This window comes from Microbacterium ureisolvens (genome assembly GCF_019511645.1).
In the GTDB taxonomy this organism is placed as follows: domain Bacteria; phylum Actinomycetota; class Actinomycetes; order Actinomycetales; family Microbacteriaceae; genus Microbacterium; species Microbacterium ureisolvens_A.
The window spans coordinates 116,013-128,784 of the sequence record NZ_JAEUAX010000009.1 but is presented as its reverse complement, the minus strand read 5'-3'; the positions used below and the strand labels follow the sequence as shown (position 1 = coordinate 128,784).

At 70.8% G+C, this 12,772-nt stretch carries 14 protein-coding genes; 8 read left to right on the top strand and 6 right to left on the bottom strand.

Annotated features, from left to right (window positions below):
* The first annotated feature begins 191 nt into the window (after positions 1 to 191).
* Positions 192 to 494 carry a hypothetical protein gene (locus JNB61_RS15485; protein WP_220292688.1) on the top strand — a complete coding sequence of 101 codons (303 nt, stop codon included), beginning with the start codon at positions 192 to 194 and terminating at the stop codon, positions 492 to 494.
* A 122-nt stretch (positions 495 to 616) separates the two neighbouring features.
* Here JNB61_RS15485 and JNB61_RS15480 read toward each other — a convergent pair whose 3' ends face one another.
* The gene (locus JNB61_RS15480) at positions 617 to 1,474 is read right to left on the bottom strand and encodes an aldo/keto reductase (protein WP_220340184.1); all 858 of its coding nucleotides are present in this window, start codon (positions 1,472 to 1,474) and stop codon (positions 617 to 619) included.
* A 121-nt stretch (positions 1,475 to 1,595) separates the two neighbouring features.
* Here JNB61_RS15480 and JNB61_RS15475 point away from each other — a divergent pair, with 121 nt between their 5' ends.
* The 4 genes from JNB61_RS15475 to JNB61_RS15460 all read left to right on the top strand — a co-directional run bounded on the left by JNB61_RS15475 (position 1,596) and on the right by JNB61_RS15460 (position 5,781).
* The gene (locus JNB61_RS15475) at positions 1,596 to 1,985 is read left to right on the top strand and encodes a PPOX class F420-dependent oxidoreductase (protein WP_220340182.1); all 390 of its coding nucleotides are present in this window, start codon (positions 1,596 to 1,598) and stop codon (positions 1,983 to 1,985) included.
* A gap of 141 nt (positions 1,986 to 2,126) precedes the next feature.
* The gene (locus JNB61_RS15470) at positions 2,127 to 3,260 is read left to right on the top strand and encodes a peptidoglycan-binding domain-containing protein (protein WP_308291279.1); all 1,134 of its coding nucleotides are present in this window, start codon (positions 2,127 to 2,129) and stop codon (positions 3,258 to 3,260) included.
* Between the two features lie 162 nt (positions 3,261 to 3,422).
* Positions 3,423 to 4,931 (top strand): aminotransferase class I/II-fold pyridoxal phosphate-dependent enzyme, encoded by a 1,509-nt coding sequence (locus tag JNB61_RS15465; protein ID WP_220340181.1) that lies wholly within the window; start codon positions 3,423 to 3,425, stop codon positions 4,929 to 4,931.
* A gap of 43 nt (positions 4,932 to 4,974) precedes the next feature.
* Positions 4,975 to 5,781, top strand: coding sequence for an isocitrate lyase/PEP mutase family protein (locus JNB61_RS15460; RefSeq protein ID WP_220340180.1), 807 nt, complete (start codon positions 4,975 to 4,977; stop codon positions 5,779 to 5,781).
* Between the two features lie 215 nt (positions 5,782 to 5,996).
* Here the strand turns inward: JNB61_RS15460 and JNB61_RS15455 are convergent, their stop codons facing one another.
* Together JNB61_RS15455 and JNB61_RS15450 are read right to left on the bottom strand one after the other, a co-directional pair.
* Entirely contained in the window at positions 5,997 to 6,167 is a 171-nt protein-coding gene (locus tag JNB61_RS15455; protein WP_159847261.1) for a hypothetical protein, read from the bottom strand.
* Between the two features lie 177 nt (positions 6,168 to 6,344).
* Entirely contained in the window at positions 6,345 to 7,757 is a 1,413-nt protein-coding gene (locus tag JNB61_RS15450) for an aminotransferase-like domain-containing protein (protein WP_220340179.1), read from the bottom strand.
* Between JNB61_RS15450 and JNB61_RS15445 the strand changes: the two genes are divergently transcribed.
* Positions 7,756 to 8,697, top strand: coding sequence for a DMT family transporter (locus JNB61_RS15445; protein WP_220340177.1), 942 nt, complete (start codon positions 7,756 to 7,758; stop codon positions 8,695 to 8,697). The two genes, JNB61_RS15450 and JNB61_RS15445, sit on opposite strands and share 2 nt — an antisense overlap.
* A 46-nt stretch (positions 8,698 to 8,743) precedes the next feature.
* Here JNB61_RS15445 and JNB61_RS15440 read toward each other — a convergent pair whose 3' ends face one another.
* Positions 8,744 to 9,313 (bottom strand): dihydrofolate reductase family protein, encoded by a 570-nt coding sequence (locus JNB61_RS15440; protein ID WP_220340176.1) that lies wholly within the window; start codon positions 9,311 to 9,313, stop codon positions 8,744 to 8,746.
* A 22-nt stretch (positions 9,314 to 9,335) separates the two neighbouring features.
* The gene (locus JNB61_RS15435) at positions 9,336 to 9,887 is read right to left on the bottom strand and encodes a dihydrofolate reductase family protein (RefSeq protein ID WP_220340175.1); all 552 of its coding nucleotides are present in this window, start codon (positions 9,885 to 9,887) and stop codon (positions 9,336 to 9,338) included.
* Between the two features lie 197 nt (positions 9,888 to 10,084).
* On the opposite strand from JNB61_RS15435, the gene JNB61_RS15430 reads away from it, so the two are divergent.
* The gene (locus JNB61_RS15430; protein ID WP_159847252.1) at positions 10,085 to 10,567 is read left to right on the top strand and encodes a DUF892 family protein; all 483 of its coding nucleotides are present in this window, start codon (positions 10,085 to 10,087) and stop codon (positions 10,565 to 10,567) included.
* Positions 10,568 to 10,631: 64 nt separating this feature from the next.
* On the opposite strand, the gene corA is transcribed toward JNB61_RS15430, so the two are convergent.
* The gene (corA, locus tag JNB61_RS15425; protein ID WP_220340174.1) at positions 10,632 to 11,630 is read right to left on the bottom strand and encodes a magnesium/cobalt transporter CorA; all 999 of its coding nucleotides are present in this window, start codon (positions 11,628 to 11,630) and stop codon (positions 10,632 to 10,634) included.
* 139 nt (positions 11,631 to 11,769) lie between these two features.
* Between corA and JNB61_RS15420 the strand changes: the two genes are divergently transcribed.
* Positions 11,770 to 12,738, top strand: a complete 969-nt coding sequence (locus tag JNB61_RS15420) for a squalene cyclase (RefSeq protein ID WP_220340173.1) — start codon at positions 11,770 to 11,772, stop codon at positions 12,736 to 12,738.
* Positions 12,739 to 12,772 lie beyond the last annotated feature (34 nt).

The window sequence follows — 12,772 nt, the reverse complement described above, 5'->3', positions numbered from 1 at the left end:
GGTACTGCAGGGGGGACCCTGTGGGAGAGTAGGACACCGCCGGACACCCCTTCACGAAATGGCCACCCAACGCAGGGTGGCCATTTCGCGTTAACACGCCCGATTGCCCACACCCCCCGCATCCAGGGTGTCCGGGGGAGCAGAATGGCTTGGACGACAGCGTTGGTCGTCCGGACGAAGGAGATGCCGGCGTGGCAGCTATAGACGGCAAGTGGGCGCTCGAGGTCGCGACACTAGCGGGTTCCCACCACTTCGACGTCACTCTGGCGACGGTCGGCACCTCGCTGAGCGGTACCGCGATCGGTCCTACTGGCCCGATCGCGATTCGCGGGGGAACGGTGTCCGGCGACACAGCCGAGTTCACGCTCGACCTGGTCGCACCGCTGCCGATGTCCCTGGCCGTCACCCTCCATGTGGTCGGGAACCGGCTGACGGGCACGGCCCAGGCCGGTCCCTTCCCTCCGTCTACCATCGTCGGCACGCGCACCGGCTGACCCGGCTCAGACGAGCATGACGACATCGCTGATGATCCACGCACCGTCGGGGGCGTCTCGAGCTGGGCGACGCGGTCGGCCAGCCAGGCGCTGCGGGGGCGCGAAGCCCAGCCCCGGTCGTCTTACCCGAGCGGGCGCGGCCGCGCCAGCGGCATGGTGGCCGCCATCAGCCAGCGGGGCAGGCGCAGCATCGGACGGTCCTTGCCGAGCGCGTCGATTCCCGCCATCTCGGCGGGACTCAGCTCGAAGTCGAAGACGTCGATGTTCGCCGCGATGTGCGTCGGATTCGTCGACTTCGGGATCGCCACGAAGCCGCGCTGCACGTGCCAGCGCAGGATCACCTGCACCGCCGATTTGCCGTGGGCCGCCGCCGCGCCCACAACGGCCGGCTCCGCCAGGAGCGTGCTCGAACCGTGGCCGAGCGGGTACCAGGCCTCGGGCACGATCGCGTGCTGGGCGAGGTAGGGGAGAAGCTCCGGCTGCTGCCAATACGGGTGCAGCTCGACCTGGTCCACGGCAGGCGGGATCCGCGCCGCCGACAGCAGGCGCTCCAAATCCGACACGGTGAAGTTGCTCACCCCGATCGCCCCGACGACGCCCTGATCGACCGCATCCTCCATGGCCCGCCACGCACCCTTCACGTCGCCGACCGGCTGATGCAGAAGCAGCAGGTCGAGAGGTCCGCAGTCGAGCCGTTCCAGGGCGCCCCCGATCGCGGCGCGCGCCTTGGCGTAGGCGTAGTCGGAGGGCCACAGCTTCGTCGTGAGGAAGATCTCCTCGCGGGGGACTCCCGACGAGCGGATGCCGCGTCCCACCGCCCGCTCGTTGCGGTAGATGGCCGCGGTGTCGATGAGCCGGTACCCCGAGCCCAGGGCGGACCGCACGCTCGACTCGCAGACCGCGACGTCGGTCACGAGGTAGACGCCCAGGCCGAGCTGCGGCATCCGTGTTCCACTTGACAGCGGAATGCTGGTCACCATTCCTGCCTCCTCCTCGGGTGCGGAAGGCGCCTCTTCGGGTCCCTCATCGACTGTAGGTTCTGCACGGGCCCGGCGGGAGCCCCGTCGCGTCGCCCCGCTCAGCCTCCGATAGCGTGGGAGGGTGCGGGAACTGTCGGAGGCGGGCCTCGAGTTCGTGCGTGAACGGCACATCGGCACGCTCTCGACGCTGGCCCCCTGGGGCGGCATCCACGCGGTCGCGGTCGGCTTCACGCTGCACGAGGGGGTGCTGCGGATCATCACGTCCCGCGACTCGCAGAAGGTCCGCAACGTGCGCCGCGATGGCACGGCCACGGTCAGTCAGGTGGACGGCGCCCGCTGGCTCTCCTTCCAGGGCACGGCGACGGTGCACGAAGACCCCGACGAGGTCGCGCTCGCGGTCAGCCTCTACGCCGAACGGTACCGTCAGCCGCGCGTGAACCCGCTCCGGGTCACCATTCTTCTGACTCCCACCCGGCTGATGGGCAGCGCCGGACTCCTCCGCGAGGCGTGACGGACCGGAGGCGGCGACGGGACGCATCCCCGTGATCAGGCCGCGTCGGCAAGCGCGGACTCACGTGATCCGCGTGACGCCGCACGACGTGTCGCGCTGTCATGATGAGCTTCACATGCTTCGGTTCAGGAGGGGCGCGACGTGGTGACGTATCGCACGAGGGTGTCGGCGCGGCTGGGCGCCATGGTCATCGCGGGCACGGTCGCTGCCGCGGTTCTCGCCGGCTGCGCCGGTGAGGCGGATCCGGTCGAGCGGGCCAATGCCCAGGTGTCGGCGAAGGAGAAGGCGGTCGCCGACGCGCAGACCGAGCTCACCGCCGCCTCGAGTGCCTTCTGCGGTGCCAGCAAGGACTACATCGAGGCGCTCGACCGCTACGGCGACGTGCTCAACGACACCGCCCCGACCGTCGGCGACGTCCGCGACGCGGGCGCCGACCTCGCCGAGCCCCGGAAGGACGCCGTCGACAGCGCCGAGGCGGCTGTCGCGGCGAACCAGGCGCTCCAGCAGGCACAGCAGGAGCTGGTCGACGCCCAGATCGCGCTCGCCGAGGCCGAGGCCGGCTCCACGGGCACACCCGCCGCGCCCGCTCCGGCCGAACCCTCGAGCACGCCGCTCGCGACCACGGCGTCCGTCGAGCGGGTGGAGCAGGCGGAGTCCGAGCTGGCGGCGGCCGAGGCATCCGTCACCGACGACACGCCCCTGAAGGACGCGGCCGAGCAGTTCAACAGCGCCGCGGTCGCGCTCGAGGTGGCGTGGCTCGCGCTGTTCGCCGACGCCGGCTGCCTGACTGACGAGCAGGCCGTCGAGGCCCAGGCCGCCGTGCGCGCGTACACGTCGGCGCTGCAGCAGGACTTGGTCGCCGCGGGGTACTACACGGGCGACGTCGACGGCGTATACGGGCCGCTGACCGTCCAGGCCGTCGAGGACCTGCAGGAGGCCGCCGGACTCCCGGTCACCGGCACCGTCGACAAGGCGACTGCCGAGGCGCTGCAGGCCACGCTGACCGAGCTGGGCGGGGCCGCCGCTCAGGAGTCGGTCGCGACGACCGCGGCGATCCAGCAGACGCTGAAGCTCGTCGGCTTCTGGGACGGCCCCGTCGACGGCGTGTGGACGCCCGAGCTGACCTCCGCGGTGCAGGCCTTCCAGACCGAGCTGGGCGTCGAGCCGACGGGAACGGTGGATGCGGCCACCATCGCCGCGTTCGAGCAGGCGATCTCCGGCCTGCAGGAGGCGGCGAGTGCCCCGACGCCCTCGCCGTCGAGTTCGGACGGCTGACCCGCCACGGCTGCGTGGCCGCGAGCCGGACCCCGGGGTGTGTAACCTCTTCTGCCGGCCACCGCTAGGGTCGTTCATCGTGGAAGCACCTGACCTGGGCCGGCTGGCGCGGTTTCCCGGCGCGGTCGCCGACGCCGTCGGCCGGTTCCTGGCGGCTGGCGCGTGAGCGCGATCGACCCCCGCGATCCCCGCGGCTACGCGGCGGGCGCCCCGCTGCTCGAGGCGTGGCTGCAGTTCCAGAGCGACGTGGATGCCGGCGGGATGGCGCCGTTCAGCATCCCGGGGCACAAACACCGGGTCGACCTGTTCGGCGAGGTGGTGCGCGGCGATGCCCCGCTGTTCGCCGGGCTCGACACGATGAAGCAGAGCCGCGGACTGCTCGCCGCCGCCGAGGCGCGGGCGGCCGATGCCTGGGGCGTCGACTGGTGCCGATTATCGGTCGGCGGCTCCACGCACGCGAACCAGGCCGCGGTGCTCGCGCTCGGGCGGCCAGGGCAGCCGGTGGTCGTGTCGCGGACGCTGCACCGCTCGGTGCTGCTCGGCATCGTGTTCGCGGGGCTCCGGCCGGTGTGGGTGCGCCCGGAGATCGACGTCGCGACGGGCCTGCCCGGCGCCGTCCCGGTGGATGCGGTGCGGGACGCGCTGGCGGCGAACCCGGACGCCTGCGGCGTGCTGATCGGCGACCCGTCGTACGTCGGCACGCTGTCCGACATCGCCGGTCTCGCCGACGCTGCCCACGCCGCCGGCGTCCCCCTCGTCGTGGATGCGGCATGGGCCGCGTACTTCGGGTTCTCGTCTCTCGTGCCGGCACATGCACTCGACCGCGGCGCCGACGCTCTCGTCACGAGCGCCCGCAAGACCCTCCCCGCCTGGAGCCAGGGTGCGCTGCTGCTCGCGCGCACGACACGCGACGGCGGGCTGCTCGACCCGGACCGGCTGCAGCGCGGGTTCGAGGCTTCCCACACCACCAGCTCCGCCGGCGCGATCCTGGCGAGCACGGATGCCTCGCGCGCGATGCTCCAGCGCCACGGAGAGGAATTCGTGGGCGGGCTGGTGGGGCTGGTGGCGCAGGCTCGCCGGCAGCTGTCGGCGGTCGAGGGCGTGACGGTGCTCGAGGGGCGTGGTGCCGGCCATCCCGATGGTGCACTCGTCGTCGACCCGGCGAAGCTCGTCGTGCTGATCGCGGGCACGGGCGCGCACGGTCACGCGATCGAGGACGACCTCCTCGCCCGGGGAATCACGCTCGAGATGGCCGATCGCGACGTGCTCGTGCCGCTGGTCACCGTGGCCGACGACGAGCGTTCCCTCACGGAGCTGGTCGAGGCGCTGACGGCCGCGATCGACCGACACCGCGGCATCCCTCGTCCGGTCACACCCTCTGCGGCATGGTCGGTGCAGTCGCAGCCTGCGCTCACCCCGCGCGAGGCCTTCTTCGCGGCACATGAGACGGTGGACGCGGATGCTGCGATCGGACGCGTGTGCGCGGAACTCATCGCGCCGTACCCACCCGGGGTGGCGGTTCTCGCGCCGGGGGAGATCGTCACCGCGGGTGCGCTGGACGCCCTGCGCGAGGCGCGGGCCGACGGCGGCCGCATCGCCTACGCGGCAGACCCCACGCTGGACACGGTCCAGGTGGTCGCGGGGCTACCGCCGGTGACGCCGCGCGCCTAAGGTCACGAGGGCGGGTGTCCGCGGATTCAGAAAGGGGCGATTCGTGCCGGCACATCAGGCTTCGGACTTCCTCGCGCTGCACTCCGGCGCCGGATTCGTCATTCCCAACGCGTGGGATGCCGGGACCGCGCGCGTCCTCGCGCAGGTGGGCTTCCCCGCGATCGCGACGACCAGCGCCGGCATCGCGTGGTCGTACGGAGTCGCCGACGGGGGAGCGCTGGACCCCGCGGTGATGTTCGAGCGCGTCGCGCAGATCTCGGCCGCCGTCGACCTGCCGGTGAGCGCCGACCTCGAGGCCGGCTACGGGGACACCCCGGAGGAGGTCGGCCGCACGGTCGCGCTCGCCGCCGAGCTCGGGGTCGTCGGGGGCAACATCGAAGACGCCGCCGGGGGCTCACTGTTCCCTGTCGACGCAGCGGCGGAGCGGCTCGTCGCTGCGCGTGCCGCCGCGCCGACCGGCACCTTCGTGCTGAACGCCCGCACCGACGCCTTCTTCATCGGCGGGATGGAGGATCCCTTCGCCGAGACCGTCGAACGCGCCCAGCGCTACGTCGAGGCCGGGGCGGACTGCGTCTTCGTGCCTGGCGTCACGGACGAGGACACCATCCGCCGGCTCGTCGCGGAGATCCCGGCGCCGGTCAACGTCGTCGCGGGGCTGAGTGCGCCGATCATCCCCGCGCCCACGCTCTTCTCCCTCGGGGTGAAGCGGGTCAGCGTCGGAGGCAGCATCGCGCGCGCCGCACTGACGGCTGTCGAGCGCGCCGGGCAGGAGCTGCGCTACGCCGGCACCCTCGACTTCCTCGACGGCGCACTCGGCTACGCCGACGTGCAGCGCCGGTTCGACGCCTGACTTGCCTAGCGGAAGCAGTTGTTCGTCGGCGTCTTGGTTCCAGGTCAGCCGCGGGGGACGGCGTTCCGCGAGTTCGTCGATCATCGTTGCGCAAGGCTCAGCCGACCGGTTGCGGAGGCCGGATGAGCGAGAAACGCGTCGTGGGGGAGGAGTCGAGCAGCGGGTGCCCGCCGAGCGCTTCGGGAATGCACAGGTCCTCACCCGGGCGATCTCGTTCAGCGGCCCGTCCCCCAGAGCCTGCTGGTCTGCGCATGCGCGGCGAGGAGGTCTTCACGGGCCGCCTCGAGCGCGCGCTGCGCGTCGATGAAGGCGTCCCGCGCCTCGACGAGGCGGATGGGGACCCCGTCGTCCAGGCTTCCGATGCTGAAGCTGTGCGTCCACGACATGTCGTCCTCCTCTCGCGCGAGCCGGATGTCGGCGCGCCCCCGAACCGGCGGGAGAGCGTCTCTCCGGCGCCGTGCCACGACGCTAGACAGGAGCATCGGTTCCCGTCCACGAGGCGATGAAACACCGGGACACGGGCGGTAACGCGGGGGCGGATGGCGTGCCGCCGCGGAGGCGGCTCAACGCTGCGTGCGAGCGAGCACATCGCCCAGGATGCGCGCCGCATCGTCGAACCGGCGCGGGTCTTCGCTGGAGTAGTTGAGGCGGATGAAGGGCCCCGACGGCTCGGTCGGGAACCACTCGTCGCCCGCCGCGATGATGAGCCCGCGGGCTTCCGCCTCCCGCACGACGAGCCCGGTGTCCGTCCCGTCGGGAAGGCGCGCCCAGAGGTTGATCCCGCCGCGAGGGGTCGACGCGATGTGGGCGGCGGGGGCGTGCTCGCGCACGCAGTCGAGCAGCAGGTCGCGGCGGCTGCGCAGCTGTCCGCGGAGTCCCTTGAGGTGTGTGCGCCACGACGGCTGAGTGACGACGTCGAGTGCCGCCGCCTGCAGCAATCCACTGACGTACATCGACTCGGCCGCGCGATCGGTGAGGATCCGCTCGCGCGCGGGGCCGCGGACGATGACGGCCGCGACCCGGAGCGCGGGAGAGACGCTCTTGGTGAGCGAGCGCAGATAGATGACGTGACCGTCGTCATCCTGCGCGGCGATCGGGCGCGGGTCGGCGTCGATCGCGAGATCGTGGGCCCAGTCGTCCTCTATGAGGAACGCGCCGCGCCGGCGCACGATCTCGAGTATCGCGTCGGAGGTCGCCTTCGGCCATTGCCCCCCGGTGGGGTTGGCGAAGGTCGGCTGGGCGTAGAAGGCACGGGCGCCGCTGTGTTCCAGTGCCCGCTGGACCTCCTCGGGGTCAGGGCCGTGGGGTCCGGACGGCACCGGTACGAGCGTCACGCCCGCCTGCTCCGCGGCGAGCATGGCACCCCAGTAGGTGGGCGACTCGATCACGAGCGGCCGGCCCGTCCCGACCGCGGCGCGGAAGATCGATGAGAGCCCGCTCTGACTCCCCGAGGTGATCAGCACATCCCGTGCCGTCGGAGGGGCGACTCCGGCGGGGACGGCTGCGGCGAGCTCGTGGGCGAACCAGTCCTGGAGCTCCGGCATCCCGGTCACGGGCGAGCGGGTGATCGCGGCACTCGAGCGCGCCGCGCGGGTGACGGCTGCGCGCACCGCGCGTTCGGGAAGCAGATCGGATGCCGGGTACCCGGAGTGCAGGCTGATGGCATCGGGTGCGACCGACCGCTGCGTCGACGACAGCCTGGAGACGCGGGGCTGCGCAGTGCCGAGCGCCGCGGTCTGCCACCCGTAGTCCGCAGGTCGCGCCGGGCGCTGTGCGCGTACGAACGTGCCGACGCCGGGGCGGCTCTCGACGAGCCCTGCCTCGGCGAGCCGGCGCAGCGCCTTCTGCACCGTGACGGGGCTCGCCGCGTACTCGGCGACGAGGGCGCGACTGGACGGCAGCTGAGACCCGGGTGGCGCGACCGAGATCCAGGCGCGGAGGCCGGTCACGATGCGAGCGGTGCTATCCTGTTTCATGTCAGGGAAGAGTAGCGCTACTCGCGCGTCCACGACCGTGCTACCGCACCTCGATGGCCTCGGCTGGGGACTCGTGGGAATCGTCGCCTTCTCGTTCACGCTGCCGTTCACCCGCGTCGCGGTGGGCGGGCTGTCGCCGCTGTTCGTCGGCTGCGGGCGGGCGGTCGCCGCCGCCGTGCTCGCCATGCTGGCGCTCTCGTTCACGCGGCACCGGCGGCCGGACACGGTCCCGGCGCCGAGCGCCGCGCAGTGGGCGCGATTGACGATCGTCGCCGCAGGCGTGGTGATCGGCTTCCCGCTGCTCACGTCGTTCGCGCTCGCCGCCGTGCCGGCGAGCCACGCGGTCGTCGTGATCGGACTGCTCCCGGCCGCGACGGCGGTGATGGCGGTGCTGCGCGGACGGGAGCGGCCGACCGCATCCTTCTGGGTCTTCGCGGTGCTCGGTGCGATCGCGGCGTTGGCATTCGCGTCGCTGCAGAACGGCGGACTGGGAGCCCTGCATGAAGCCGATCTGCTCCTGTTCCTCGCGGTGCTGCTGTGCGCGCTCGGCTACGCCGAGGGCGGCCTGCTCGCCCGCGAGCTCGGCGCCTGGCAGACGGTCTCGTGGGCGCTCGTGCTGGCATCGCCGCTGATGCTCGCCGGCGCCGCCGTGGGCTGGATCCAGCAGCCGCCCGCGGCGACGACGGTCGAGTGGGCGGCGTTCGCCTACCTCGCGATCGTGAGCATGTTCCTCGGCTTCTTCGCCTGGTACCGGGGCCTCGCGATCGGCCCCATCGCCCAGGTCAGTCAGGTGCAGCTCATCCAGCCCGTGCTCGGCATCCTGTGGTCCGCCCTGCTGCTGCACGAGCGGATCGGACTGCCGACCGTGCTCGGCGGCCTCGCCGTCGTCGCCTGCGCCGGACTTGCGGTGCGTACCCGCCTCACCCGGAAGGACACCTGATGCGCCACACGCCCCGCTACCTCATGACCGAGTCCGATCAGTCGGCTCAAGCTGCTGCCGGCGCCGGCCGGTACCGCAGGGCGGCGGCTCCCGATCGGAAGTCCTGGCGATCCACCAGCTCGAGCTGGATGCGCTCGCGAAGACCGGCGAGCAACGTCGGCCCGTGTCCGGCAATGATCGGCTGCACGAGGAACACGTACTCGTCGATCAGTCCCAGATCGGCCAGTGCGAGCGGGAGGGTCACGCCACCCACGAACAGACCCTCGCCCGGCTCCTGCTTCAGCTCCTGAACCGCTTGCCCGACGTCGCCTCGCAGCAACTCGGCGTTCCAATCGACGCCATCCAGAGTGCTCGACACGACGTACTTCTGGGCCCGGTCGATGGTCTCGGCGAACGGGATCTCCCACTCTCGCATCCAGTCCGGCCACGTGCCCGTGGCCGGCCGCCGCCACGCCGACTCCATCATCCGGTAGGTCACCCGGCCGAAGAGCAGGGCATCGGCTCGGGCCACCTCCGTGGCCCAGTAGTGCATCGACTCCTCGTCTGGGGCGAGCCCCGCCTCGTGGTGGCAGCAGCCGTCGAGTGTGACGTTGATCGCGTATCGAAGGGGTCTCATCTCGTTCCTCTTCCCCTCTGGGTCAGTGCTGCACGTTGTACCTCACGTGCGTGATCCCCCTGGACGGGATCACACGCGTCGGCTGCAGTCGGATGGGCGTGTGCGCAAGATGATCGAACAGCTTTATGCCCGAGCCGAGAAGGACTCCCGTGATCGCGAGCTCCACCGCGTCGACCGTGCCGGCTGAGAAGAGCTGCTGCGCCACATTGGGGCTGCCCATGATGTACACGTCGCGATCGCCCGCCGCCTGCACGGCCTGGGTGAGAGCGTCTTCCGCGGAATCCACGAACGTGAAGAGGGAGCCATTCCTGATCACCGGCTCGCGCGCCTCGTGCGTGGGAACGAACACCGGCATCGGGAAGACATCCTCGCCTGCCCACGCCGCATCGCCCGCTCGAAGAGTGCGGGCGCCGAAGATCACTGCGCCGGCGTTGAGGAACTCGTTGCCGACCTGCGGATGCATCTGCATCGTCGTGTCTCCGAACGCCCATCCGTGCAGCACCGACAGGTCGTCATCAGGACCCGTGGCGAACCCATCGAGAGACATCGACGCATAGAGCACGACTTGGGGCATGACGGCAATGTATACGGTGTACACATCCGTGTCCAGAGGGCCCGTTCGGTTTCGGCGAAGCGCGTGACTCCCGGTGCGACGCTCCCGGGTGCCTCTGACATCGCGCTGACCCGTAGCGAAGCACGGCAACTCATGCAACCCCCGTGCACCGATCCTTCGCAACTGCCTAGAGTCGCGGGATCCGGAAAGGAGCTGTTATGTCCCAGACCACGCTCGAGTCCCCCGTCGACCTGCTTCGGTTCCAGCTGCGGACGGCCATGACGATGGAGGAAGACTCCCTGGCCGCGCTGGGCGAGCTGGAGCAGGCCGCCCGCTCGGCTGACATCAAGAAGATGTTCCGGCACCACGCCGACGAGACGCGGGAGCAGATCGAGAACCTGCGCAAGGTGTTCGGCGTGCTCGAGCTGCCCGAGTCGACCGCGGCTTCGCCGAGCACGAAGGGCATCGCGAAGCAGGCGGAGTCGCTCATCTCGCGATCCGCGGCCGCCCTGCGTGATCAGGTGACGCTCTCGGCGGCGCTCGGCAACGAGCACTATGAGATCTCGGCGTACCAGTCGCTCATCATCGCCACCCGCGCTCAGGGCGCCGTCGATGCCGTCACGCTGCTGACGGCCAACCTCGACCAGGAGACCCACACGAGCGAGGAGCTTCAGAAGAAGCTCGAGGAGATCGCTCGCTGACCACAGGGGCTCGCCGACGAGCAGAGCAGCGCCTCGCCTTGGGCGTCCGCTCTGCTCGTCGGCGTCAGAGCCAGTGCCTCTTGCGGAACACCCAGTAGAGCGTGAGGCTCGTCGCCGCCATGAGGGCGAGTGCCATCGGGTAGCCGAGCGGCCATTCCAATTCCGGCATGTACTCGAAGTTCATGCCGTAGATCGTTCCCACGAGCGTGGGGCCGAAGAGGATCGCCGCCCAGCCCGAGATCTTCTTGACCTGCTCGTTCTGCACGAGAGCGGTGTCGGTCTGGCGCTGCGTGACGATCGTCGCGTTGACGGTGAGGGCGTTGTCGAGGATCGAGCGGAACGCCGCCGTCTTGTCGATGATGCGCAGGGCGTGGTCGTGCACGTCGCGCAGCGACCGCTGCAGTTCGAGGTCGACCTGATACTTCGGAGCGCCGCGTTGCAGCGAGTCGAGCATGTCGGCCAGCGGGGCGACCGCACGCTGCAGGGTGATCACCTCGCGCGACAGGTCGTAGATGCGCTTGGAGAGCGTGACGCCGCCGTTCTCGAACAGCGCGTCCTCGATCTCGTCGATGTCGTTCTCGACGCCCTCGATCACGGGGTAGTACTCGTCGACCACCTCGTCGAGGATCGCGTAGAGCACCGCCTCCGGGCCGAGCGCGAGCAGCTCGGGCTCGTGCTCCATCCGCCTGCGCACCCGGCTCAAGTCGGGAGACTCGGCATGCCGGATCGTGACGATGAAATCCGGCCCGACGAACACATGCAGCTCGCCGAACTCGACGGTCTCGCTCTCGTCGATGTACCGCGCGGGGCGCAGCACCACGAAGAGGATGTCGCCATACCGCTCCAGCTTCGAACGCTGGTGTCCCGTGAGGGCGTCTTCGACGGCCAGTGAATGCAGGGTGAACTCGTCCGCGACCTGCGCGATCTCCTCCGGGGTCGGGCGGAAGAGCCCGATCCACGCCATCCCATGCTGTGCGCGGGTGTACTCGAAGGTCTCTTGGAGGCTCGACGGATTCTCGATCCGCTTGCCGGCGACATACACGCCGTTGTCGACGATGGGCATCGGGCAATTCTCCCTGGGGCGCGCGTCGGCGGGCAACGATCCTCACGCTTCTCTGACGATGGATGCCGCGGCCCGCCGCCGCGCCGTGCATTCGGCAGGCGATCACCCGCCGTCGCCGGGGGTGACTACTCTGGCCCGCATGACCATCGATCGCGGTGTGCTCGACTGGCTTCTCGATTCCGACCCGGCCCTGCGCTGGCAGGTGGAGCGCGATATCGCGGGGGCTCCGCCCGAGGTCTGGGAGGCGACGCGTGCGCGGGTGGCGACCGAGGGCTTCGGTGCGCGGCTGCTCGCGGAACAGGACGCCGACGGGCAATGGGCGGGAGGTGCCTTCTTCCCCGCCGGGTTCTTCGGAAGCCCGGAGCAGGACGAGCCCGGCCAGCCCTGGGTCGCCACCACCTGGGCGCTCAAGGACCTCCGCGAGTGGGGCGTCGACGCGCCCGCGCTCGACGGTACCGCCGACAAGCTCGCGGCGCACAGCCGGTGGGAGTACGACGACCTGCCGTACTGGGGCGGCGAGATCGACGTCTGCATCAACTCGTACACGCTGGCCGCCGGTGCCTGGCTCGGGGCCGACGTGTCGCGGCTGGTCGCCTGGTTCCCCGAGCATCGCCTCGCCGACGGCGGCTGGAACTGCGAGGCCGAAGAGGGAGACTCGGTGCGCTCGTCGTTCCACTCGACGCTCAACGCGGCGCGTGGCATCCTCGCGTACGAGCGGCTCACGGGTGACACGCGCATGCGCGACGCGCGCCACGGCGGCGAGGAGTACCTCCTCTCACGCCACCTGATGAACCGGGCGACGACCGGCGAGCTCGTCGGCGACTTCGTCACGCGCTTCGTGTATCCGAACCGCCATCGGTACAGCGCGCTGGTCGCGCTCGACCACTTCCGCGACGTCGCGCTTCTCGAGGGCACACCGCCCGATCGTCGGCTCGCGGACGCTGTCGAGGTCGTGCGCGCGGCTCGGCAGCGCGACGGCACCTGGCTGCAGACCACGCCGCTGCCTGGTCGTACCTGGTTCGACGTCGACGTCGCGGAGGGGGAGCCCTCGCGGTGGCTCACCCTGATCGGCACGCGGGTGCTGGATTGGTGGGATGACGCGCCCTGACGTCCCTTCCGCCTTCGGCGAACTTCGGCCGCAG

Excerpts from the sequence above, each read along its gene's own strand:
- JNB61_RS15430 (WP_159847252.1), top strand. The coding sequence starts at position 10,085 with ATGTCCCAGACCACGCTCGAGTCCCCCGTCGACCTGCTTCGGTTCCAG.
- JNB61_RS15440 (WP_220340176.1), bottom strand. The coding sequence starts at position 9,313 with ATGAGACCCCTTCGATACGCGATCAACGTCACACTCGACGGCTGCTGC.
- JNB61_RS15435 (WP_220340175.1), bottom strand. The coding sequence starts at position 9,887 with ATGCCCCAAGTCGTGCTCTATGCGTCGATGTCTCTCGATGGGTTCGCC.
- JNB61_RS15445 (WP_220340177.1), top strand. The coding sequence starts at position 7,756 with ATGTCAGGGAAGAGTAGCGCTACTCGCGCGTCCACGACCGTGCTACCG.
- corA (WP_220340174.1), bottom strand. The coding sequence starts at position 11,630 with ATGCCCATCGTCGACAACGGCGTGTATGTCGCCGGCAAGCGGATCGAG.
- JNB61_RS15450 (WP_220340179.1), bottom strand. The coding sequence starts at position 7,757 with ATGAAACAGGATAGCACCGCTCGCATCGTGACCGGCCTCCGCGCCTGG.
- JNB61_RS15480 (WP_220340184.1), bottom strand. The coding sequence starts at position 1,474 with ATGGTGACCAGCATTCCGCTGTCAAGTGGAACACGGATGCCGCAGCTC.
- JNB61_RS15455 (WP_159847261.1), bottom strand. The coding sequence starts at position 6,167 with ATGTCGTGGACGCACAGCTTCAGCATCGGAAGCCTGGACGACGGGGTC.
- JNB61_RS15420 (WP_220340173.1), top strand. The coding sequence starts at position 11,770 with ATGACCATCGATCGCGGTGTGCTCGACTGGCTTCTCGATTCCGACCCG.